The 21,259-nt window shown below is 72.4% G+C and carries 18 protein-coding genes and 1 riboswitch; of the genes, 10 read left to right on the forward strand and 8 right to left on the reverse strand.

Translation table 11 applies throughout. The features are described 5' to 3' along the window. Positions 1-71: 71 nt before the first annotated feature. Positions 72-2,003, forward strand: a complete 1,932-nt coding sequence (locus ABZZ79_RS25280) for a 2-oxoacid:acceptor oxidoreductase subunit alpha (RefSeq protein WP_356692275.1) — start codon at positions 72-74, stop codon at positions 2,001-2,003. Then, a complete protein-coding gene (locus tag ABZZ79_RS25285) occupies positions 1,996-3,045 on the forward strand; it encodes a 2-oxoacid:ferredoxin oxidoreductase subunit beta (protein WP_356692277.1) in 1,050 nt (349 codons plus the stop codon). Before ABZZ79_RS25280 ends, ABZZ79_RS25285 begins: the two co-directional genes overlap by 8 nt. Before the next feature lie 16 nt (positions 3,046-3,061). Here the strand turns inward: ABZZ79_RS25285 and ABZZ79_RS25290 are convergent, their stop codons facing one another. After that, on the reverse strand, positions 3,062-3,556 hold the full coding sequence (locus ABZZ79_RS25290; protein WP_356692279.1) for a helix-turn-helix domain-containing protein: 495 nt from the start codon (positions 3,554-3,556) through the stop codon (positions 3,062-3,064). Between the two features lie 88 nt (positions 3,557-3,644). Between ABZZ79_RS25290 and ABZZ79_RS25295 the strand changes: the two genes are divergently transcribed. Beyond that, positions 3,645-4,499 carry an SDR family oxidoreductase gene (locus ABZZ79_RS25295; protein ID WP_356692281.1) on the forward strand — a complete coding sequence of 285 codons (855 nt, stop codon included), beginning with the start codon at positions 3,645-3,647 and terminating at the stop codon, positions 4,497-4,499. Positions 4,500-4,937: 438 nt separating this feature from the next. Further along, entirely contained in the window at positions 4,938-6,005 is a 1,068-nt protein-coding gene (rarD, locus tag ABZZ79_RS25300) for an EamA family transporter RarD (protein WP_356692283.1), read from the forward strand. Between the two features lie 57 nt (positions 6,006-6,062). Here rarD and ABZZ79_RS25305 read toward each other — a convergent pair whose 3' ends face one another. After that, positions 6,063-6,695, reverse strand: a complete 633-nt coding sequence (locus ABZZ79_RS25305) for a CGNR zinc finger domain-containing protein (protein ID WP_356692285.1) — start codon at positions 6,693-6,695, stop codon at positions 6,063-6,065. A gap of 21 nt (positions 6,696-6,716) precedes the next feature. Here ABZZ79_RS25305 and ABZZ79_RS25310 point away from each other — a divergent pair, with 21 nt between their 5' ends. Further along, positions 6,717-7,208, forward strand: a complete 492-nt coding sequence (locus ABZZ79_RS25310) for a VOC family protein (protein ID WP_356692287.1) — start codon at positions 6,717-6,719, stop codon at positions 7,206-7,208. Positions 7,209-7,328: 120 nt separating this feature from the next. Here ABZZ79_RS25310 and ABZZ79_RS25315 read toward each other — a convergent pair whose 3' ends face one another. Further along, on the reverse strand, positions 7,329-8,885 hold the full coding sequence (locus ABZZ79_RS25315) for a tetratricopeptide repeat protein (RefSeq protein ID WP_356692289.1): 1,557 nt from the start codon (positions 8,883-8,885) through the stop codon (positions 7,329-7,331). Between the two features lie 251 nt (positions 8,886-9,136). Between ABZZ79_RS25315 and ABZZ79_RS25320 the strand changes: the two genes are divergently transcribed. After that, entirely contained in the window at positions 9,137-9,718 is a 582-nt protein-coding gene (locus ABZZ79_RS25320) for an NAD(P)H-dependent oxidoreductase (RefSeq protein ID WP_356692291.1), read from the forward strand. Between the two features lie 56 nt (positions 9,719-9,774). Here the strand turns inward: ABZZ79_RS25320 and ABZZ79_RS25325 are convergent, their stop codons facing one another. The 4 genes from ABZZ79_RS25325 to ABZZ79_RS25340 form a co-directional block, all read right to left on the reverse strand. Beyond that, on the reverse strand, positions 9,775-10,650 hold the full coding sequence (locus ABZZ79_RS25325; protein ID WP_356692392.1) for an ABC transporter permease subunit: 876 nt from the start codon (positions 10,648-10,650) through the stop codon (positions 9,775-9,777). Between the two features lie 10 nt (positions 10,651-10,660). Next, the gene (locus tag ABZZ79_RS25330) at positions 10,661-11,671 is read right to left on the reverse strand and encodes an ABC transporter ATP-binding protein (protein ID WP_356692293.1); all 1,011 of its coding nucleotides are present in this window, start codon (positions 11,669-11,671) and stop codon (positions 10,661-10,663) included. Positions 11,672-11,757: 86 nt separating this feature from the next. Then, positions 11,758-12,999: a DUF2092 domain-containing protein gene (locus ABZZ79_RS25335; RefSeq protein WP_356692295.1), complete on the reverse strand. Its 1,242-nt coding sequence runs from the start codon at positions 12,997-12,999 to the stop codon at positions 11,758-11,760. A gap of 432 nt (positions 13,000-13,431) precedes the next feature. Further along, a complete protein-coding gene (locus tag ABZZ79_RS25340) occupies positions 13,432-14,442 on the reverse strand; it encodes a polyprenyl synthetase family protein (RefSeq protein WP_356692297.1) in 1,011 nt (336 codons plus the stop codon). 216 nt (positions 14,443-14,658) lie between these two features. On the opposite strand from ABZZ79_RS25340, the gene ABZZ79_RS25345 reads away from it, so the two are divergent. Both ABZZ79_RS25345 and ABZZ79_RS25350 read left to right on the forward strand, forming a co-directional pair. Beyond that, the gene (locus tag ABZZ79_RS25345; protein ID WP_356692299.1) at positions 14,659-16,692 is read left to right on the forward strand and encodes a CocE/NonD family hydrolase; all 2,034 of its coding nucleotides are present in this window, start codon (positions 14,659-14,661) and stop codon (positions 16,690-16,692) included. A 270-nt stretch (positions 16,693-16,962) separates the two neighbouring features. Beyond that, a riboswitch (cyclic di-AMP (ydaO/yuaA leader) is annotated at positions 16,963-17,142 on the forward strand. Positions 17,143-17,147: 5 nt separating this feature from the next. Beyond that, entirely contained in the window at positions 17,148-17,618 is a 471-nt protein-coding gene (locus ABZZ79_RS25350; protein WP_356692301.1) for a transglycosylase SLT domain-containing protein, read from the forward strand. Positions 17,619-17,691: 73 nt separating this feature from the next. Here the strand turns inward: ABZZ79_RS25350 and ABZZ79_RS25355 are convergent, their stop codons facing one another. Further along, positions 17,692-18,516, reverse strand: coding sequence for an HAD family hydrolase (locus ABZZ79_RS25355; protein ID WP_356692303.1), 825 nt, complete (start codon positions 18,514-18,516; stop codon positions 17,692-17,694). 339 nt (positions 18,517-18,855) lie between these two features. On the opposite strand from ABZZ79_RS25355, the gene fahA reads away from it, so the two are divergent. Further along, the gene (gene fahA / locus ABZZ79_RS25360; protein WP_356692305.1) at positions 18,856-20,067 is read left to right on the forward strand and encodes a fumarylacetoacetase; all 1,212 of its coding nucleotides are present in this window, start codon (positions 18,856-18,858) and stop codon (positions 20,065-20,067) included. 204 nt (positions 20,068-20,271) lie between these two features. After that, positions 20,272-21,210 (forward strand): M56 family metallopeptidase, encoded by a 939-nt coding sequence (locus tag ABZZ79_RS25365; RefSeq protein ID WP_356692307.1) that lies wholly within the window; start codon positions 20,272-20,274, stop codon positions 21,208-21,210. Positions 21,211-21,259: the final 49 nt, after the last annotated feature.

Below are 21,259 nucleotides of genomic sequence, written 5' to 3' on the forward strand. Positions count from 1 at the left end.
GTAGGGTTGGTCCTGGGAAGGCCTGTGGGAAGGCCGGTCCCCGACAGCCGCCTCGAAGGAGGTCCAGTTCAGTGACCAGCAAGGTCAGCAGCGCAGTGGAGCAGGCAGACGGAACCGTCGTAGGAGAGCAGCGCAAACCGGCCGGGGCGAAGGACGTCCGGCGTGTCGACCGGGTGATCATCCGGTTCGCGGGGGACTCGGGTGACGGTATGCAGCTCACCGGTGACCGCTTCACCTCGGAGACGGCGTCCTTCGGCAACGACCTGTCGACCCTGCCGAACTTCCCCGCCGAGATCCGCGCCCCTGCCGGCACCCTCCCCGGCGTCTCCTCGTTCCAGCTGCATTTCGCCGACCACGACATCCTGACCCCGGGTGACGCGCCGAACGTCCTGGTGGCGATGAACCCGGCCGCGCTGAAGGCGAACGTCGGCGATCTGCCACGCGGCGCGGAGATCATCGTCAACACGGACGAGTTCACCAAACGGGCGATGCAGAAGGTCGGCTACGACAGCAACCCGCTGGAGGACGGCTCCCTCGACGGCTACCACCTCCATCCCGTCCCTCTGACCACACTGACGGTGGAGGCCCTGAAGGACTTCGACCTGACCCGCAAAGAGGCCGAGCGCAGCAAGAACATGTTCGCGCTCGGCCTCTTGTCGTGGATGTACCACCGGCCGACGGAGGGCACGGAGAAGTTCCTGCGGGCGAAGTTCGCCAAGAAGCCCGCGATCGCCGAGGCCAACCTCACCGCGTTCCGCGCGGGCTGGAACTTCGGCGAGACCACCGAGGACTTCGCCGTCTCCTACGAGGTCGCCCCCGCCTCGAAGGCCTTCCCGGTCGGCACCTACCGCAACATCTCCGGGAACCTGGCGCTGGCGTTCGGCCTGGTCGCGGCCTCGCGTCAGGCGGACCTGCCGCTGTTCCTGGGCTCGTACCCGATCACCCCGGCCTCGGACATCCTGCACGAGCTGAGCCGCCACAAGAACTTCGGCGTACGCACCTTCCAGGCCGAGGACGAGATCGCCGGCATCGGCGCGGCCCTGGGCGCGGCCTTCGGCGGTTCGCTGGCGGTGACGACGACGTCCGGTCCGGGTGTGGCGCTGAAGTCGGAGACCATCGGCCTGGCCGTGTCGCTGGAACTGCCGCTGCTGATCGTCGACATCCAGCGCGGCGGACCCTCCACCGGCCTGCCCACCAAGACCGAGCAGGCCGACCTGCTCCAGGCGATGTACGGGCGCAACGGCGAGGCGCCGGTGCCGGTGGTCGCCCCCCGCACCCCGGCGGACTGTTTCGACGCCGCGGTCGAGGCGGCCCGGATCGCGCTGACCTATCGCACCCCGGTCTTCCTCCTCTCCGACGGCTACCTCGCCAACGGCAGCGAGCCCTGGCGCATCCCGGAGGTCGACGAGCTGCCCGACCTGCGCGTGCAGTTCGCCCAGGGCCCCAACCACACCGCCGAGGACGGCACCGAGGTCTTCTGGCCGTACAAGCGGGACCCGCAGACCCTCGCGCGGCCGTGGGCGGTCCCCGGCACACCCGGCCTGGAACACCGCATCGGCGGCATCGAGAAGCAGGACGGCACCGGCAACATCTCCTACGACCCCGCCAACCACGACTTCATGGTCCGCATCCGGCAGGCCAAGATCGACGGCATCGAGGTCCCGGACCTGGAGGTCGACGACCCCGCCGGGACGGCCGGCACGCTGGTGCTCGGCTGGGGCTCGACGTACGGCCCCATCACGGCGGCGGTGAGACGGCTGCGCACGGCTGGGCAGGAGATCGCGCAGGCGCATCTGCGTCACCTCAACCCGTTCCCCGCCAACCTCGGCGAGGTGCTGGAGCGCTACGACCGCGTCATCGTCCCCGAGATGAACCTCGGCCAGCTCGCCACGCTCATCAGGGCCAGGTATCTGGTGGACGCGCACTCGTACAACCAGGTCAACGGCATGCCGTTCAAGGCGGAGCAGCTCGCCAAGGCTCTGAAGGAGGCCATCGATGAGTGAGGCACTGAAGCTGGTCCCCAAGGCCGAGGCCAAGCAGTCCATGAAGGAATTCAAGTCCGACCAGGAAGTGCGCTGGTGCCCCGGCTGCGGTGACTACGCGATCCTCGCCGCCGTGCAGGGCTTCATGCCGGAGCTCGGCCTCGCCCGCGAGAACATCGTCTTCGTCTCGGGCATCGGCTGCTCCTCCCGCTTCCCCTACTACATGAACACCTACGGGATGCACTCCATCCACGGCCGCGCCCCCGCCATCGCGACCGGCCTGGCCGCCTCCCGCCAGGACCTGAGCGTGTGGGTGGTCACGGGTGACGGCGACGCCCTCTCCATCGGCGGCAACCACCTCATCCACGCCCTGCGCCGCAACGTGAACCTCAAGATCCTGCTCTTCAACAACAGGATCTACGGACTCACCAAGGGCCAGTACTCGCCCACCTCCGAGGTCGGCAAGATCACCAAGTCCACGCCGATGGGGTCGCTGGACTCGCCCTTCAACCCGGTGTCGCTCGCCCTGGGCGCGGAGGCCTCCTTCGTCGCCCGCACGATCGACTCCGACCGGGGGCACCTCACCGAGGTGCTGCGGCAGGCCGCCGCCCACCCGGGCACGGCACTGATCGAGATCTACCAGAACTGCAACATCTTCAACGACGGCGCCTTCGACGCGCTCAAGGACAGGGAGTCCGCCGCGGACGCGCTGATCCGGCTGGAGCACGGGCAGCCGGTCCGCTTCGGCGCCGGCCTCGCCAGGGGCGTCGTACGGGACCCGGCGACGGGTGATCTGAAGGTGATCACCGTGACGCCGGAGAACGAGGCGCAGGTGCTGGTGCACGACGCCCACGCGGAGTCACCGACCACCGCGTTCGCGCTGTCCCGGCTGGCCGACCCCGACACCCTGCACCACACGCCGATCGGCGTGCTGCGCTCGGTGCGGCGGCCGGTCTACGACACCCAGATGTCCGAACAGCTCGACACGGCCGTGGAGCAGCACGGCAAGGGCGACCTGGCCGCGCTGCTGGCCGGGGGTGACACCTGGACCGTCGTCGGCTGATCCGGCGAAGGCCGTCTCACGAGACCCGGGCGGACTCCGCCCGGGTCTCGTCGTATGCCGTGCGCGCCTCGTCGGTGACCGCGCGCGCCTCGTCGTACGCCGTGCGCGCCTCGTCGTATGCCGTGCGCGCCTCGTCGTATGCCGTGCGCGCGTCCTCGACGTCGGGCATCCGGCGCTCGGTCCACAGGGCGAGGGCGCGCACCTGCTCGGCGGCCTCGCGGCCCAGCGGGGTCAGCGAGTAGTCGACGCGGGGCGGGATGACCGGCTTGGCGTCCCTGAGGACCAGGCCGTCGCGCTGAAGGGTCTGGAGGGTCTGGGTGAGCATCTTCTCGCTGACGCCCCGCCCGATCCGGCCGATCTCCCGGCGCAGTTCGCTGAACCGGTAGGAGCGTTCCATGAGGGCGATCAGCACCAGGACGCCCCAGCGGCTGGTGACGTGCTCCAGCACCAGGCGGTAGGGGCACATGGCCTCGGCCTCGGCCGGTGAGATCTTCGAGCTGCTTACTCCCATGCCAGTACCTTACTTCAAAGTGGGTACTTACGAAAAGTTAGTACCCCTCCTAGGGTGAGTGGCACAGACACCGAAGGAGATCGCAATCATGAGCATCGTCGTCACCGGCGCCACCGGAAAGCTCGGCCGTCACGTCGTGGAGCAGCTGCTGGAGAAGGTCCCGGCGGAGCAGATCACCGCGGTCGTGCGGGACAAGACGAAGGCCGCCGACCTCGCCGAACGCGGCGTGCGGCTGGCCGTCGCGAACTACAACGCCCCCGAGACCTTCGACGGGCTGTTCGCGGCCGGCGACAAGGTGCTGCTGATCTCCGGGAACGAGTTCGACAAGGGGCGCCCGGCCCAGCACAAGGTCGTCATCGAGGCCGCCCGGGCCGCGGGGGTCGCCCTGCTCGCCTACACCAGCGCCCCGGGCAGCCTGACCGCCGCGCTGGCCGACGACCACCGCGCCACCGAGGAGATCCTGGTGACCTCCGGAGTGCCCTACGCGCTGCTGCGCAACGGCTGGTACTTCGAGAACTACACCGAGAACCTCGCCCCGGTTCTCGCGCACGGGGCCGTGGTGCAGGCCGCGGGTGAAGGCCGTGTCTCCGCCGCCTCCCGCGCGGACTACGCGGCCGCGGCGGTCGCCGTGCTGACCGGCGAGGGCCACGAGAACAAGACGTACGAGTTGGGCGGCGACGAGTCCTTCGGCTTCGCGGAGTACGCGGCCGAGCTGAGCCGGCAGACCGGGCGCGAGATCGCCTACACCTCCGTCCCGCCCGAGGCGTTCGCCGGCATCCTGACCGGCGCCGGGCTGCCCGAGGTGTTCGCCGGGATCCTCGCCGGGGTGGACGTGTCCGTCGAGAAGGGCGAGCTGGTCGTGTCGACCGGGGATCTGTCCCGGCTGGCGGGGCGTCCGACGATGCCGCTCTCGGAGGCGGTCGCTGCGGCACTCAAGGCCTGACCGGCGACTGGGCTGGGCGACTGCGCGTCACTGGGCCACTGGGCCACTGGGTCCGGCCGGGTGACTGGGCCCGGCTGGGTCACTGGGTCCGGCTGGGCCACTGGGTCCGGTCGGGTGACTGGGCCCGGCTGGGTCACTGGGCCCGGCGTGGCCGGAGGCGTGGCTTGGAGCCGGGGGCCGGGAGTCAAGGCCCGGGGGCCGGGGCCGGGGCCGGGAGCCGGGGCCGGGAGCCGGGGCCGGGAACCCGGGGCCGGATCGGGGGCCGGGGGTCGCGAGCCGGGGGCCGGGGGTCGCGAGCCGGGGGCCGGGGGCTGGCCGACGTGTTGTTCCGACGCGCACTCTCATCTGTCATGACCGTATGGCGATACGGACATGACACGCGGGGGTGCTCGGCGCTACCTTCGTCCCAGCGGTGACGGCGGCTAGTGAGGAGGGCCCGTGGGCGAGTCGAAGGGCGAGCGGCGTGTCGGATTGCTGAACGGCTTCGCGGCTTACGGGATGTGGGGGCTGTTCCCCCTCTTCTTCCCGCTGCTGGCACCCGCCGGTGCGGTCGAGGTGCTGGCCCACCGGATGGTGTGGTCCTTCGCCGTCGTCGCCGTGGTGCTCGCCGTCCTACGACGGTGGCAGTGGCTCGGCGAGTTGGTGGGGCAGCCGCGCCGGCTGGCGCTCGTCACCGTCGCCGCAGCCGTGATCGCCATCAACTGGGGCATGTACATCTGGGCCGTGAACAACGACCGGGTCGTCGAGTCCTCCCTCGGCTACTTCATCAACCCGCTGGTCACCATCGCGATGGGTGTGCTGATCCTCAAGGAGCGGCTTCGGCCCGCGCAGTGGGCGGCCGTCGGGACCGGCTTCCTCGCGGTCGTCGTCCTCACGGTCGGCTACGGCCGCCCGCCGTGGATCTCACTCGTCCTGGCCTTCTCCTTCGCCACGTACGGCCTGGCGAAGAAGAAGGTGAACCTCGGCGGGCTGGAGTCGCTGGCGGCCGAGACTTCGATCCAGTTCCTGCCCGCGCTGGGCTATCTGCTCTGGCTGAGCGCCCAGGGAGAGTCGACCTTCGCCTCCGAGGGTGCCGGGCACACGGCCCTGCTGGCCGCGACCGGCGTCGTGACGGCGATCCCGCTGATCTGCTTCGGCGCCGCCGCGATCCGCGTGCCGCTGTCCACACTGGGGCTGCTGCAGTACCTCGCCCCCGTCTTCCAGTTCCTGCTCGGCGTCGTCTACTTCCACGAGGCCATGCCGCCCGCGCGGTGGGCCGGTTTCGCCCTGGTCTGGCTGGCGCTGACGCTGCTGACCTGGGACGCCTTGCGCACGGCACGGCGGGCGGCCCGGACGCTGCGGGCCGGGACGGCGGAGGCCGCCGCAGGCCTGGCAGGAGCCGTGGCGACCGCGCCCGCGGCCGGGGCCGAACCGACGGCGGCTTCGGGCCCGGCGACTTCGGGAACGGCAACTTCGGGCACGGCGACGACTTCGGGCACGGCCGAGCCCCTGGATGCCACGCCGTGACCGCGCAGGGCGGGTCCGGGCGCGGCTGGAGCTGACAGCCGACCCCGACCGCTACCCCTACGTCGGCCCGGTCGCGTTGCGGGCGCGGTGGGCGCGGGCCTTCTCGCGGTTGCCACAGTGCTCCATGGCGCACCAGCGGCGGCGGCCCGGACGTGAGGTGTCCACGAAGAGCAGGTAGCAGTCGTGGGCGCCGCACTCGCGAATACGGTCGGCGTACGGTCCGCTGAACAGGTCGATCGCGTCACGGGCCAGCGTGGACAGCAGCCGGGTGCCGGTGGCGCCCGGCGCCCAGGCGGGTGAGCCGTCGGGGGCGAGACAGGGGACGAGGGGCGGCTCGGCCGCGGCCGCGTTGACGATCTCCAGGTGGCGCGGCTGGAGCGGGCGGCCGTTCGCGCGGTCCGCGGTGAGCAGGAACAACGCGTCGCGGAAGACACGGGCGTCGCTCAGCTCGCCCTCGCCGACAGCGAGGTCCAGGCCGTCCGCGAGGCGGCTGCGGCGCGCCCAGGCCATCAGGTCGGCGGGCTCGTGCAGCACCTCGTAGCGCGCGAAGGCACCCGGACCGCCCGTGGGCAGCAGTTCCAGACACAGGGCGCCGGGGTCGAAGCGGTAGGGCCTGCCCTCGTGGGAGATCAGGGTCAGGCCGGGCGTCTTCGGCGGGAGTTCCGGCGTTTCCCGGGCACTATCGGTCACGTAACCAATATAAGTGGTTACGTGACCGACACCGAAGCACACGAGAAGGGGGCGCCCACCCCGGCGCCCGTCCACTGGAAGCTCGTCATCGACTGCGGGAACCCACAGGCACAGGCCGACTTCTGGGCCGCCGCGCTGCACTACGAGGTCGAGGACAACAACGCGCTCATCGAGCGGCTCCTGGAGCTCGGCGCGCTGCCGCGCCAGGCGGTCGTCGAGTACCACGCCCGCCTCGCCTTCCGCGACCTGGTCGCCGTACGGCATCCCGAGGACCCCGTCGAACCGGACAGCGGCACCGGCCTGGGTCGGCGACTGCTCTTCCAGCGCGTGCCCGAGCCCAAGTCCGGCAAGAACCGACTCCACCTGGACCTGCATCCCGGCAAGGGGCTGCGCGAGGAAGAGGTGGCCCGGCTGCGGGGGCTCGGGGCGAACGTGCTGCGGGAGGTGAAGGAGCCGTCCGGACAGTGGGTGGTCATGACGGATCCGGAGGGGAACGAGTTCTGCGTGCAGTGAGGGCAGGGGGCCCTGTGTGAGCCCTGCGGTGAGGGCAGGGGGCCCTGTGTGAGCCCTGCGGTGAGGGCCGGGGGCCTGTGTGAGCCCTGCGGTGAGGGCCGGGGCGGAGGCCTGATGGCCCTAGGGCCGGGCACCGCCCCGGGCCGCCCGGTCGGTGAGGCGGACCATGCGGGCGTGGGCCGACTCCAGTTCCTCCAGGTCGGCAGCGGCGGGGCCGCCCTCGGCCGCCAGATCCGTCCACACGTCTATCAACTCACGGCCGAGCCGCAGCCCGTCCTGCGGATCGCGCACCGCGCGCCAGGCCATCGCGGCGCTCTGCACGTTGCCGTACGCCGCGTCGGCGTCTCCCCGGCGCCGGTGCACCCGGGCCAGGTCGAGCGACAGGCCCAGGGCGCGTTCGCCCTCACCGGCCAAGTAGGCGATGTACGCGGTCAGTTCCCGCAGCCGCAGCACCTCGGGGTGCTCCGGCTCCAGCGGGGCCCCCGCCAGCGCCCGTCCCGCCAGCGTCGCGGCCAACTCCACCTGTCCCGACCGCACGGCCTCACTGATCCGCGCCATGGGCTCCGCGAGGGGCCCGGTGGCGACGCCCGGTTCGTCGTCGAGCACGGCCTCCGCTATGGCGTCGAAGCCTCGGGGCGGGGTCGGGGTGAGCAAGGTGGACGGGGCCGGGGTGGACGAGGTGAGCAGCGTCGAGACGAACGGGGCGAGCGGGGTCGGGGTGCCGGTGGCGGGGCGGTGCGCGGGGGTGCTCGGCGGCTCCGGGATGGGGCGGGGGGCGGGTTCGGGTCGAAGCCCCGGCTCAGGTCGGAGACCCGGCTCAGGCCGAAGACCCGGCTCAGGCCGAAGACCCGGCTCAGGCCGAAGACCCGGCTCAGGTCGGAGGGCCGTCGGCGTCGGTGGCGTCGCGATGTGCGGGCCCGGCTCCGGGCACGGGAGGGCCGTCGGCGTCGGTGGCGTCGCGATGTGCGGGCCCGGCTCCGGGCACGGGAGGGCCGTCGGCTGGAGGTAGGGGTTCGGCGCGTCCGGCTGGGCGTGGTGCGAGTGCGGGGCGTAGGGCGAGGCGGCCGGCGGGGGCGGCGGGGTCTGGGGCTGGGGGCCGTACGGCTCGGCGCCGCGGGACCGTCCGGCCATCATCGGCGGCGGGCCGAAGCCCTCGGCCGACGACGGCTCCACGCGCTGGGCCTGCGACGGCTCCACGCGCTGCGCCGGCGACGGCTCCACGCGCTGGGCCTGCGACGGCTCAGCGCGCCGGGTCTCCCCGCCGAGCGCCTCGGTCCGCGTCCGCTCCGGGCCCCGGGGCCGGCCGACGCCTCCCGGGGTCGCCGGTGCGGCCGCACCTCCCAGGGCCTCGGCCTTCGGCGTCTCCCGTCGCACCCGGACCGGGTCCGCCGTGAAACTGCTCGCGCCGTCCGGGGCGACCTGGAGCGGAACGACGTAGCCGATGCGCTCGTCGTGGACCATGGCGAGGACGGGGTGGCCCGAGGTGCGGGCGATGGTCTGGAGGTGCTTCAGGACGGCCCGCTGGATCTCCTCGCCGGAGCCCGCGGCCACCCGAACCCCTTCGACGAAGGCGCCGGTCGCGGTGACGCGGACGTCGAGCGGCTCCACCGGTCCGGCGGTCGGCGCCTGGGCGACGTCGTGCTGCTCCCGCTGGTCGCCGCGGCTGGTCGGTGTCATCGGTTCCCCCACTCCCTCTGTCCGCGAACGCCGCCGGACACGCACCGTCGAGTCTCTCCGCTCACGGCTCGTCCACACGTCACCACGACGTCACAGCCTCGTCCCAAGAGCCGGGGCGGGCTCCCCGGGCGCCCCGGAGGCCCTGGCTCCGCCGATGCCACTGGAAAGATTTTGATGCATGTGCATACGATGCAGGGGCCTTCCCGGCCTTCCGGCCTTCCCGACCTGAGCACAGACCACCTGGGGGACCCATGACCCGCCGCTTCCTCTTCCTGACGACCGGCAGCCGCGCGGACGGCAACACCGAACTGCTCGCCCGCAGGGCCGCCGAGCAACTCCCCGAGGGCGTGGAACAGCGCTGGATCCATCTGGCCGACCACCCCCTGCCCGACTTCGAGGACCTGCGGCACGACGGCGACCGCGAGCGCGGCGAGAACCCCAATGTCGGGCTGCTCCTCGACGCCACTCTCGCCGCGACGGACCTGGTCATCGCCTCACCTCTGTACTGGTACTCCCTCTCCGCGCACGCCAAGCGCTACCTCGACCACTGGTCGGCCTGGCTGCGCGTCCCCGAAGCGGACTTCAGGGCCACGATGGCGGGACGCACGCTGTGGGGCGTCACCGCGCTCGCGCACGAGGAGACCGAGGTCGCCGAGCCGCTCATCGGCACCCTGAACAACTCCGCGGCGTACATGAGGATGCGCTTCGGTGGCGTTCTGCTCGGCAACGGCAGCAAGCCGGGAGACGTGCTCGCCGACACCGACGCCCTCGCCCGCGCCAAGACCTTCTTCGCCCAGGACGCGCCCCTCGCCCGCTTCCCGTACGAGCAGTGACCGGACGACGCGGGACCTACCTCGCCGCGCCGACGCCCTGCGCCGTCGGGCGGCCCCTACGCCGTGATGTCCTTCGTCGTGAACCGCGCCCACGCCGCCGAGCCGAACACCGCCGCGTACAGCGCCTGTATGCCGAGGTTGCTGCGCAGGTCCTCCCAGTAGACCGGTTCGCGCATCAGGTCGGCGAAGGACAGCCAGTGGTGGGAGAAGAAGTACGGGTGCAGGGCGCTCAGCTGGGGTATCTGGTCGAGGATCTGCACGGTGATGAGCAGGCCCACGGTCGTCGCCATCGCGGCGATGCCGCTGCCGGTCAGCGTCGAGACGAACAGGCCGAGCGCCGCGACCCCGAGCAGTGAAGCGGCCACGACCAGGGCGATCAGCACGGCCCGGCCGAGGCCCTCGGCGAAGCTGATCCGGGTCCCCGAGATGGTCGTCAGATCGCCCATCGGGAAGAGCAGGCCGCCGACCACCAGGGCCGAGACCGCGACCGTGAGCGTGGCCGCCAGACAGAAGGCGATCACCGTCACGTACTTGGTGAGCAGCAGCCGGGTGCGGCCTGCGGGCGCGACCAGCAGATAGCGCAGCGTGCCCGCGTTGGACTCTCCGGCCAGCGCGTCCCCCGCCACCACCCCGACGGCCATCGGCAGGAAGAACGGCAGTGTCGCCGCGAGCCCGGTGAACACCAGGAACAGGCCGTTGTTGGTGATCTGCGAGATGAACGCGGGTCCCTCGCCGCCCCCGCCACCGACGGCGGAGCCGTCGCTGGTCTCGATCTTCACCGCGATCCCGACCAGCACCGGCACGGCGGCCAGCACGCCCAGCAGGGCGAGCGTGCGCCAGCGCCGGAACGTCGTCACCAACTCGCTGCGCAGCAGGCCCAGACTCCACAGGAAGGTGGGTGTACTGGCGGCGGACACACCGCCCGGCGTCATGGCCGTCAGGTCAGCCCGCGACATCGAACCCCTCCCCCGTCAGCGCCACGAACGCCTCCTCCAGCGAGGCCCGTTCCACACCGAATCCGCGCACCCGCACCCCCGCCCTCACCAACGAGGCGTTGATCTCCGCGAGTTCCCGCTCGGGCGGCTCGCCCGTGACCCGGTCCCCGTCGGCGACCACATCACCCACGCCCTGCTCCTTCAGCACCCGGGCCGCGTCCGCCGCGTCCGGCGTCGTGACGACAAGGCGCCCGCGCGCCCCGGCCGCGAGGTCGGCGACCGCGCCCTGGGTGATGAGCCGGCCCCGGGCCATCACGGCCGCGTGCGTGCACACCTGCTCGATCTCGTCCAGGAGGTGGGAGGAGAGGAACACCGTCGTGCCGTCGGCGGCCAGCTCCCTGATCAGGGTGCGGATCTCCCGCATGCCCTGTGGATCGAGCCCGTTGGTCGGCTCGTCCAGCACCAGCAGCCGGCGCGGCTGGAGCAGGGCCGCGGCAAGGCCCAGCCGCTGCTTCATACCGAGGGAGTAGGCCCGCGCCTTCTTGCCCGCCGCGCTCGCGAGCCCCACCCGGACCAGTGCCGCGCTGACCCGGTCCCGCCGGGTGCGCGGGTCGGCGGTGGGGTCGGCGGCGTCGTACCGCAGGAGGTTGTCGCGGCCGGACAGGAAGCCGTACAGCGCCGGGCCCTCGATCAGGGCGCCCACCTGCGGGAGCACGGTCCGTGCGGCCCGGGGCATGGGCCGCCCCAGCACCTGCGCCGTCCCCGAGGTGGGCTCGATCAGACCCATCAGCATGCGGATCGTGGTGGTCTTGCCGGAGCCGTTGGGGCCGAGGAAGCCGAAGACGCTGCCCGCCGGGACGGTCAGATCGAGTCCGTCGACGGCGAGTTGCCCGCCGCGGTAGCGCTTGGTGAGAGCGCGGGTGACGATCACTCCGCCCGCCGCGTCGACATCGGCACCCGGGCCGGCGCCGGCGGCCGTCTCGCTCCCGTGCCCCTGTGTGGCGGGCGTTGCGCGCATGGGCTCCCCCGGCTCCCTCGACTCGTCGTACGCGTACGGTACTTATTGCCGCGCGCGTCCGCCCGCCACCACTGTCGTCCCTGCTGTCATCCCTGCGAATCGGCCGCCTTCACCAGGGCCTCCTTGGTGACCGCGCCGACGTAGACCTTGCCGTCGTCGGTGATCAGGGCGTTGATCAGGCGGGTCTTGAACACCGTGCCCGAGCCGAACTTGCCGTTGACCTTGTCGCCGAGGGAGTCCAGGAAGCCGCCGAACTGGCCGCCCATCTCGTCGCCGGACGGTACGCCCTCGCCGCCGGTGTCCAGGACGGCGATCGTGTTCCAGCCCTCGCCGATGGTCCGCGGCCCGCCGTCGCCCTCGGCGAACTCGTCCTCGGCGCCCGGCTTCAGGCCCTTCTCGAAGTGCTCGAAGTCGCCGTCCTGGGAGGCCTTCGGGGCGTCGTGCCCGGCCTCGCCCTCCTCCGTGACCTTCGCGCCCTCGGGCGGCGTGAAGTCGAAGGTGGAGGCGGCCGGCTGGGCGAAGCTGACCTGGGTGAAGCCGACGTCCAGGACGGCCGCGCCGCCGCTGGACGGGGTGAGCGTGAACTTCAGTGGCGTCCACGTCTTCGCGTCCACCGCGACGCTGATCGCGCCGACGGTCGTGCCGGACTGCTTGGGCTTGATCAGCAGCTTGTAGGTGTCGCGGCCGGCGACCCGGGCGGTGCCGTCGACGGTCACGGACGTGGTGTCGTCGGCCGCCTTCAGGGCCTCCTCGGCGAAGTCCTTGGGAGTGGCGGGCACGTCCTCGGGCTCGCCGGACCCGGCGGTCGTCGAGTGGTGGACCTCGTTGGACCGGCTGTCGTAGCCCCAGACGTCCTTGCCGTTGTGGATGACGCTGTATTCGGCGGCGTCCTGAAGCAGCGAGAGCTTCTGGCGGTCGGGGCCGTCGGCGGCCACGCGCAGGGTGTGGGTGCCGGTGGCCAGCTCGGTGAGCCGGGCCGACGGGTCGGCCGCGGAGCCGTCGCCGCCCTCCGCGCCCCGGGCGGCGCCGGAGAGCAGTCCGCTCTCCAGTCCGCCGAGGTCGGGCAGGCCGAGGTCGGTGTTGATCCGGACCGTGCCGGACAGCTGCTCGGTGTCCGACTCGGCGATGTTCTGGACGAGTTGTTCGGCGCTGATCTTCGGCAGGTCGGGGCTGCCGGAACTGGCGAGTGCGGGGACGAGCCCGATGGTCGCCGCCGCCACGCCGGTCACCGCGACGGGGACGATGTACCGCGTGGCCCTGCGTCGGCCCGCGCTCGGGCCGTCGGCCTCCGAGGCGGCCGTGGTCTCGTCGGATTCGTACGGTGCCATGTGTGCCCTACCTCCGTGTCGGCGGCGGCCGTTCAGCTCGATGCGCACTGTTCACCCTGAGCCGCCATTCTCACCCGAATCGGTGAGGAGTGGTGTTTTCCGTGTGGTCTCCATCAGACCAAACCGGGGGTGGCGACGCGTCACTCCGCGGAGCCAACTCCGCGTACTCCTGCGGTATGACACGCGAGGGCCGCGCCTCCCCCGACCCGTAGGGGTCGCGGACGCGCCGCCTTTGGACAGGCACTTCGGGATGGCGGGGAGGCAGGACTTCGGTAGGTCGAGAGGTCGAGGCGCGGAACGCCGGTCCTTCGGGATGACGCACGGTGGGACCCCGCCAGGCCGGGACGACGAAGCGCGGAACCGCGACCGGTCCCGACGACGGAACGCGGAAACCCGGCCGGGACGACCAGGCGCGGAACCCCGGGTCGGCCGTCAGCCCGCCCGGTCCACCACCGCGTCGCACAGCTCCACCAGGGACGCCTTCGCGTCGCACTCCGGCAGGGGGGCGAGCGCGGCCCGCGCCTCCGAGGCGTAGCGGACGGTGTCGCGGCGGGCGTGCTCCAGGGCCGGGTGCTCGCGCAGCGCGGCGAGCGCCTCGGCGTGCCGGGCGTCGTCGGTGAGGTCGGAGTCGAGCAGCTCGCACAGGGCGCGGTCCTCGGCGAGCCCCAGCCGGGCGGCCCGCTCTCGCAGCCGCAGCACGGGCAGGGTGGCGATGCCCTCGCGCAGGTCGGTGCCGGGGGTCTTGCCGGACTCCCGGGAGTCGGAGGCGATGTCGAGGACGTCGTCCGCGAGCTGGAAGGCGACGCCGAGCCGCTCGCCGAACTGGGTCAGCACGTCGACGTGCGTCTCGTCGGCGCCGGACATCATCGCGCCGAACCGGCAGGAGACGGCCACCAGCGAGCCCGTCTTGCCGCTCAGCACGTCGAGGTAGTGGTCGACGGGGTCGCGGCCGTCGGCGGGGCCGGCCGTCTCCAGGATCTGGCCGGTGACCAGGCGCTCGAACGCCTCGGCCTGGACGCGGACCGCCTCCGGCCCGAGGTCGGCCAGGATGTGCGAGGCGCGGGCGAAGAGGAAGTCGCCGGTGAGGACGGCGACCGAGTTGCCCCAGCGGGTGTTGGCGCTGGGCACCCCGCGGCGCACGGCCGCCTCGTCCATCACGTCGTCGTGGTACAGCGTGGCGAGGTGGGTCAGCTCGACCACCACGGCGGAGGGCACGACGCCGGGCGCGTAGGGGTCGCCGAACTGGGCGGCGAGCATTACGAGCAGCGGCCGGAACCTCTTGCCGCCCGCCCGCATCAGATGCTGGGCGGCCTGGGTGATGAAGGGGACCCCACTCTTGGTTGCCTCAAGCAACCCCTCCTCGACTGCCGTCAATCCGGCCTGGACATCGGCTTCCAGAGCCTGGTCCCGCACGCTCAGCCCGAACGGCCCGACGACGGTCACGAGGGTCTCCTGTCTGCTGGTGTCCACCGGTGATTACGCGGTTTGTCGATAGGTCGCTGCCATCACTCAAGTCAGCGTATCCGGTCACGATTCGATCACTGCTGCCACCCACCCCGCAGGCCGGGCGGTATTGCGGCACGGCCGGTATGTTGCTGATCAACCGATAAGAACGGACATTTATCGACTTACCCGAACGGGGCCCGCAGGGATCACGCCATGCATATCCGTACGTCCTTCCCCCGCGAGATCACTCACGAGGATCTGCGCATCCCGCTCCCGGACGGGACGCTTCTGTTCGCGCGCGCGTGGCGCCCCATGACGGGCGGGCCCGTCCCGGCACTGCTGGAGTACGCGCCGGACCGGCTGACCGATGCCACCGCGGCCCGCGACGCGCAGCGCCATCCCTGGTACGCGGGTCACGGCTATGCGTCCGTACGGGTCGACGCGCGCGGGTACGGCAACAGCGAGGGGCTGCCCGCGGACGGCCACCCGGCGACGGAGGCGGCGGACGGGGCGGACGTGGTGCGCTGGCTGGCGGCGCAGCCCTGGTGCGACGGCAGGGTCGGCGCGTTCGGCATCTTCCGCGGCGGCACCCTCTCCCTCCGGATCGCGGCCCTCGCGCCCGAGCCGCTCAAGGCGGTCGTCGCGGTCTGCTCCCCGCTCGACCACCCCGACAACGAACCGCGCTCCCTCGGGGGTTCCCCCGGGGCCGAGGATCTGCTGTCGCGCAGCGCGGCGGCGCTCGCCCTGGTCACCCGCCCGCCCGATCCGCGCTACGTCGGACCCGCCTGGCGCGACTTGTGGCTGAAGCGCCTGGAAGCGGTCGAGCCCTTCGCCTCCGGCCGGCTGGAACGCGAGGTCACGGGCGCCCCGTGGCCCCCTGACGGGGGGCGCGCGGACCACGCCGGCCCGAGCGGGGAGCCGGACGGGTCCGGGGCGGATGGGACCGGGGCGGACGGGAACGGGGCGGACGGGAACGGCATCCGTGCGGCCGTCCTGGCCGTGGGCGGCTGGCACGACCCGGACCGCGACGCGGTGCTCCGGCTGATGGAACGCCTCCCGGGCGACCGGGTCCGCGGGCTGATCGGCCCCTGGTGCGGCCAGTACCCCGACCGCGGCCTGCCGCCCGGCCCGGCCGTCGGTTTCCTCCAGGAGACCCTGCGCTGGTGGGACCACTGGCTCAAGGACACCGACACGGGCGTGCTCGACGACCCGCCGCTGCGGGCGTACGTCGTCGACTCGCACCGCCCGGCCACGGTCCAGGCCGTACTGCCCGGCCGCTGGGCCGGCGAGCCCGGCTGGCCCTCGCCGAACGTGACCCAGGTGACGTACGCCCTCCAGGGCGCCCCCGTCGCCGTACGGTCCCCGATGCACACCGGCCTGGACGCCGGACGCTTCCGGCCCGTCGGCCACGACGCCGATCTGCCGCCCGACCAGCGCGAGGAGGACGCGCGGTCGGCGTGCTTCGAGTTCGAGGTGGGCGAGGAGACCTGGGTGCTGGGGCTGCCCCGGGTGCGGCTGCGGCTGACCGGCGAGGAGCCGCTCGGGCAGGTCGCCGCCCGGCTGTGCGACGTGGCGCCGGACGGGTCGTCGACGCTGGTGACGCGGGGAGTGCTGAGCCTGGCGGCGGGCCTGCCCCAGGAGCCGGTGTCCTTCGAGCTGGGTGCCACCGGATACGCCTTCCCGCCCGGCCACCGCATCCGGCTGGCGGTGTCCTCGGCGTACTGGCCCTGGGTCTGGCCCCGGCCGGGGTCGGCGGCCGGATTCGCCCTGGACCCGGCGGGGAGCACCCTGGAGCTGCCGGTGCGCAGCCGGGAGGTGCGCGAGGAGGTCGGCTTCGCGGAGCCGGAGCAGGCCGAGCCGCTCGGGGTGAGCCATCCGGCCACGCTGGACGAGCCACGGCCCGAACGGCTGGTGGTGCGGGACGTGGCCGAGGGCGAGTGGCGGCTGGAGACCGACCCGTGCCCGGACGGCACGCGCGCGTACCCCGACGGACTCGACGTCACCCAGGAGGCGCTGGAGACCTGCGCCATCCATGCCGACGACCCGCTGTCCGCCCGCACGCGCGCGAGGTGGTCGGTCCGGCTGCACCGGCCCGACCTGTCCTGGGACGTCACGGTCCGCGTCCGCTCGGAGATCGCCTGCGAGGGTGCGGACTTCGTCACCTCCGACGAGGTGGTCTGCACGGAGGGCGGCGAGGTGGTGTTCCACCGCACCTGGGAGAAGCGGATCCCACGGACGGTCGGTTGAGACGGAGTTGGGGCTTGATGTCCGAATTGCCGCTCTTGCGCTGGCGGTGAGTTGGCTCACTGCCGGGGCCGCACACCGGACCGCCCTCCCGGACGCCACGAGGGGCTCCCCGCCCTGCGATTGCGCGGAAACCGCCAAAAAGGATCAAGTGCACCAAAGGGTTTGGATCATGCCGGGTCGGTTCTTTGTGTGAATTCAGCACTTGTTTCGGTCATGCGCTGTCGCATACGTTCCGCCAGCCGGGCGGACGCCGAATCCTGCCGCCGCCCACAGCATCCGACGACCAATGCAGCGGCAGGAGCGGGGGACCCAGGCAGGTCGCCGGACCGAACGTCGTACCAGGTACGAGGCGCGGTACGGCTCGGGGTGAAGCCATGTCCGAAACGGGCACGGCCGGGCACCTTTCCGCCCGAACCCGACAGCTCACCTCGCAGGCGCCGGAGAGGAACACCCCCATGCCTGCGAACTCGCACGCCAACCGCCGCCCCCGTCTCGCCCGTGCCCTCGCCGCCGCCGGTGTCGGCGCCGCCGTGCTCGCGCTGCCGATCGTCGGCGCGACCACCGCCTCGGCCGCCCCCACGGCCACGACGGCCGCGACCGTCTACCCGAGCAACCTCGACGGCTGGATCCGTCAGTCGCTCGACGTCATGGCCCAGCACGGCATCCCGGGCACCTACGACGGCATCTACCGCAACGTCATGCGCGAGTCCTCGGGCAACCCCCTCGCCATCAACAACTGGGACTCCAACGCCGCCGCCGGCACGCCCTCGAAGGGCCTGCTCCAGGTCATCGACCCGACCTTCGCGGCGTACCACGTGCCCGGCACCGCGTTCGACCCGTACGACCCGGTCGCCAACATCACCGCCGCCTGCAACTACGCGGCCGCCCGCTACGGCTCCATCGACAACGTCTTCGGCGCCTACTGATCTCTCCGGCCGACTCCTACGATCCGAGCGATATATCCGACCTGACCCGGATTCACCCGGATCCAATCGGAAGTCAGCCGTAGAGCCGTTCGAGGACGACGGCGATGCCGTCGTCCTCGTTCGAGCGGGTGATCTCGTCCGCCACCGCCTTGAGTTCGGGGTGGGCGTTGGCCATCGCGACGCCGTACGCGGCCCAGTCGAACATGGGGATGTCGTTGGGCATGTCCCCGAAGGCGATGGTGTCCCGCGGGCTCAGGCCGAGATGCCGGGCCGCCAGCGCCAGGCCGGTCGCCTTGGTGACACCGCACGGCTGGAGCTCGACCGTGCCGGGCCCCGACATGGTGACCGTGGCCAGCGAACCCACCACCGAACGCGCGACCGTCGCCAACTCGTCGTCCCCCAGGGCGTGATGGCGCAGCAGCACCTTGCTGATCGGCTCGCACCACAGGTCGTCCCGGCGCTCGACGCGCAGCGCGGGCAGGGTGGGGTGCGGCATCGTGTAGCCGGGCTCGATGAGCGTGAGACCGTCGACGCCGTCCTGGTCCACGGCCGCGTACACCTGCCCCACCTCGGCCTCGATCTTGCCGAGCGCGGTCTCGGCCAGCTCCCGGTCCAGGGTGACGGACCACAACAGCCGGTCCGCACCGGCGTCGTAGAGCTGCGCGCCCTGTCCGCACACCGCGAGGCCCGTACTGCCCAGCTCCTCCAGCAGCGGACGCACCCTCGGAGCCGGCCGTCCGGTCACCACCAGATGCCGGGCGCCGGCGGCCTCCGCCAGCGCCAGAGCGGCACGCGACCGGTCGGAGAAAGTGTCGTCGCCGCGCAGCAGCGTGCCGTCCATATCGGTGGCGACGAGCGAGAAGGCGGTGCGGTCGGCATATTCGGTGGGTGCGGCCATGATCAGAGAATACGGACACCGCGCCCCTGCGACCCCGCGTGATCCGGACTACGCCATGCGCCTCTTCGAGCTCACACGCCTCTTCAACTCCCTTTCGCGCTCAGGCATTTCACCCCCAAGTGGGGCCGACCGGATCGTCGGGCACGGTGGCCCGGCACGGTTCGACGCGGTTCGACAGGCTTCGACGTGCTTCGACGCGGCCGGGAATCTCCGGTGGCTCCGCCTGACCACGCCGGTCGGCTCGGCCGTAACGTGTGGCCCAGTCACGTGCCGTCCGAACGCGCGGCACGCGAGCGCACGGCACCGCACACGGCACGCACGAGAGTGAGGCAGAACCGCATGCCCCCCTTCGATGTCCCCGAGGGCGACCCCTTCGGTCCGCACAACCTTCCGTACGGCGTGTTCTCCACCAGAGACCCGCACGAGCGGACCGTCGGCGTCCGGCTCGGTGACCACGTCCTCGACGCGGGCGCGGCGGCCCGGGCCCTCGGCTCCCCCTACGCCGCGCTGCTCGCCCAGCCGTCCCTGGACCGGCTGCTGGCCGCCGGCCGCACCGCCTGGTCGGACGTCCGGCGCGCGCTCACCGCGTGGGTGACGGTGCCCAGTTACCGCGAGACCGTCGAGCCCCTGATGCACCCGCTCGACTCGGTGACCCTGCACCTGCCCTTCACGGTCGCGGACTACGTCGACTTCTACGCGTCCGAGCACCACGCCCGCAACGTCGGCCAGATCTTCCGTCCCGACGCCGAGGACTCCCTCACCCCGAACTGGAAGCACCTGCCGATCGGCTACCACGGCCGCTCCGGCACGGTCGTGGTCTCCGGCACCGACGTCGTACGGCCCTCCGGCCAGCGCAAGGCCCCGGCCGACCCCGCCCCGGTCTTCGGCCCGTCCGTGCGCCTGGACATCGAGGCCGAGGTCGGCTTCGTCGTCGGCACGCCGTCCACGATGGGCAGCCCGGTGCCGCTGGCCGGCTTCCGCGACCACGTCTTCGGTCTGTGCCTGCTCAACGACTGGTCCGCCCGCGATCTGCAGGCATGGGAGTACGTCCCCCTCGGCCCCTTCCTCGGCAAGTCCTTCGCCACCTCGGTGTCGGCGTGGATCACCCCGCTGGAGGCCCTGGAGGAGGCCCGCGTCGCCGCCCCGGAGCGCACCCACCCCCTGCTGCCCTACCTCGACGACGCCGACGAGGAGCCCTACGGCTACGACCTGCGCATCTCCGTGGCGGTCAACGGTCAGCTCATCTCCGAACCTCCCTTCTCCACCATGTACTGGACCGCCGCCCAGCAGCTGGCCCACATGACCGTCAACGGTGCCTCCCTGCGCACCGGTGACCTCTACGGCTCCGGCACGGTCAGCGGCCCTGCCGAGGCCCAGCGCGGCTCCCTCCTGGAGCTGACCTGGAACGGCCGCGACGCCTTCGAACTCCCCGACGGCAAGCGCACGTTCCTGGAGGACGGCGACATCGTCACCCTCACGGCCTGGGCCCCCGGCCCGGACGGCGTCCGGGTGGGCCTGGGCGAGGTCACCGGGCGGATCGTGGCGGGCTGAACCGGGTTCGCGGACTGAACCGGGATCCGCAGAGGCCGGGCGGTCCGGGAGCGGGCGGGCTCCGGCCGCTCCCGGATCCCCTCCCGCCCGATTCCTTACGCACACCGCTCGCCGCCGTCATACTGGCGGCGAGCGGATCCCCCGCGCGCACACCGAGGCACCGCACACCCGCCCTACTCCCGATCAGGATCCGGAGCCCGTGGCATGACCGTCTGCCTGCTCCTGCTGGGCGTTCTCGCCCTGACGGCCGCCGTGCCGGTTCCCCGCGCGCTGACCCGGGCCGCCTGGCCCGAGCGGGAGCCCGTGGTCGCACTGTGGGTGTGGCAGTGCCTCGTCGCGACCGTCCTGCTGTGCTGCCTCGCCGCTCTCACGCTGAGCGCCGCCGCCGTCTTCCAGACCGTCCGCGTCCATGTCTTCGCCCCGGCACCCGCCGAGGTCACGGCCGCCTACGACCTCTCCGCCGCCCCGCCCTGGGCGACCGCCATCACCGTCCTGCTGGCCTGCGGGGCCGCCTGGACCACCGCGATGCTGGCCCGTGAGCTGGTGGAGGCCCGCCGGCGGCGCGGACTGGCCCGCGAACATCTGCGCGAGCGCGCCCCCGACCTGCCCGCCGGGCTCCCCGCCGCCCGCGGGCCCCTGCTGGTGCTGGAGGACGAGTACCCCGACGCCTGGTGGATGCCGGGCAGCCCGCCCCAGCTGGTCGTCACCACCGGTGCGCTGCACCGCCTCACCGACCATCAGCTGGACGCCGTGCTCACCCATGAACGCGGGCACGCCCGCGCCCACCACGACTGGCTGCTGCATCTGTCGACGGCCCTGGCCACCGGCTTTCCCCGGGTGCCGCTGTTCGCCCACTTCTGCGACCAGACCCGCCGTCTGGTGGAGCTCGCCGCCGACGACACGGCCTCCCGCCGGTGCGGCCATCTGACCGCGGCCCTGGCCCTGATCGAGCTGAACCAGCACCGTGGCGTCCTGTCCTGCGCCTCCAGCAACCGCCTGCTGCGCGAGCGCGTGGACCGCCTGCTCCAGCCGCCGCCCCGTCTGGACCTCGGCCGCCGTGCCCTGACGACGACGGTCGCGGCCCTGGTGCCGCTGCTCCCGCTGCTGATCACCTTCGCGCCGGGGCTGACCGCACTGAACTGACCAGGTCGTCCGGCCACAGCGGGAGGCCACGGCGACCGGCCACAGCAAT

Origin of the sequence: Streptomyces sp. NPDC006458 (assembly GCF_040612135.1) — a bacterium.
Lineage (GTDB): Bacteria > Actinomycetota > Actinomycetes > Streptomycetales > Streptomycetaceae > Streptomyces.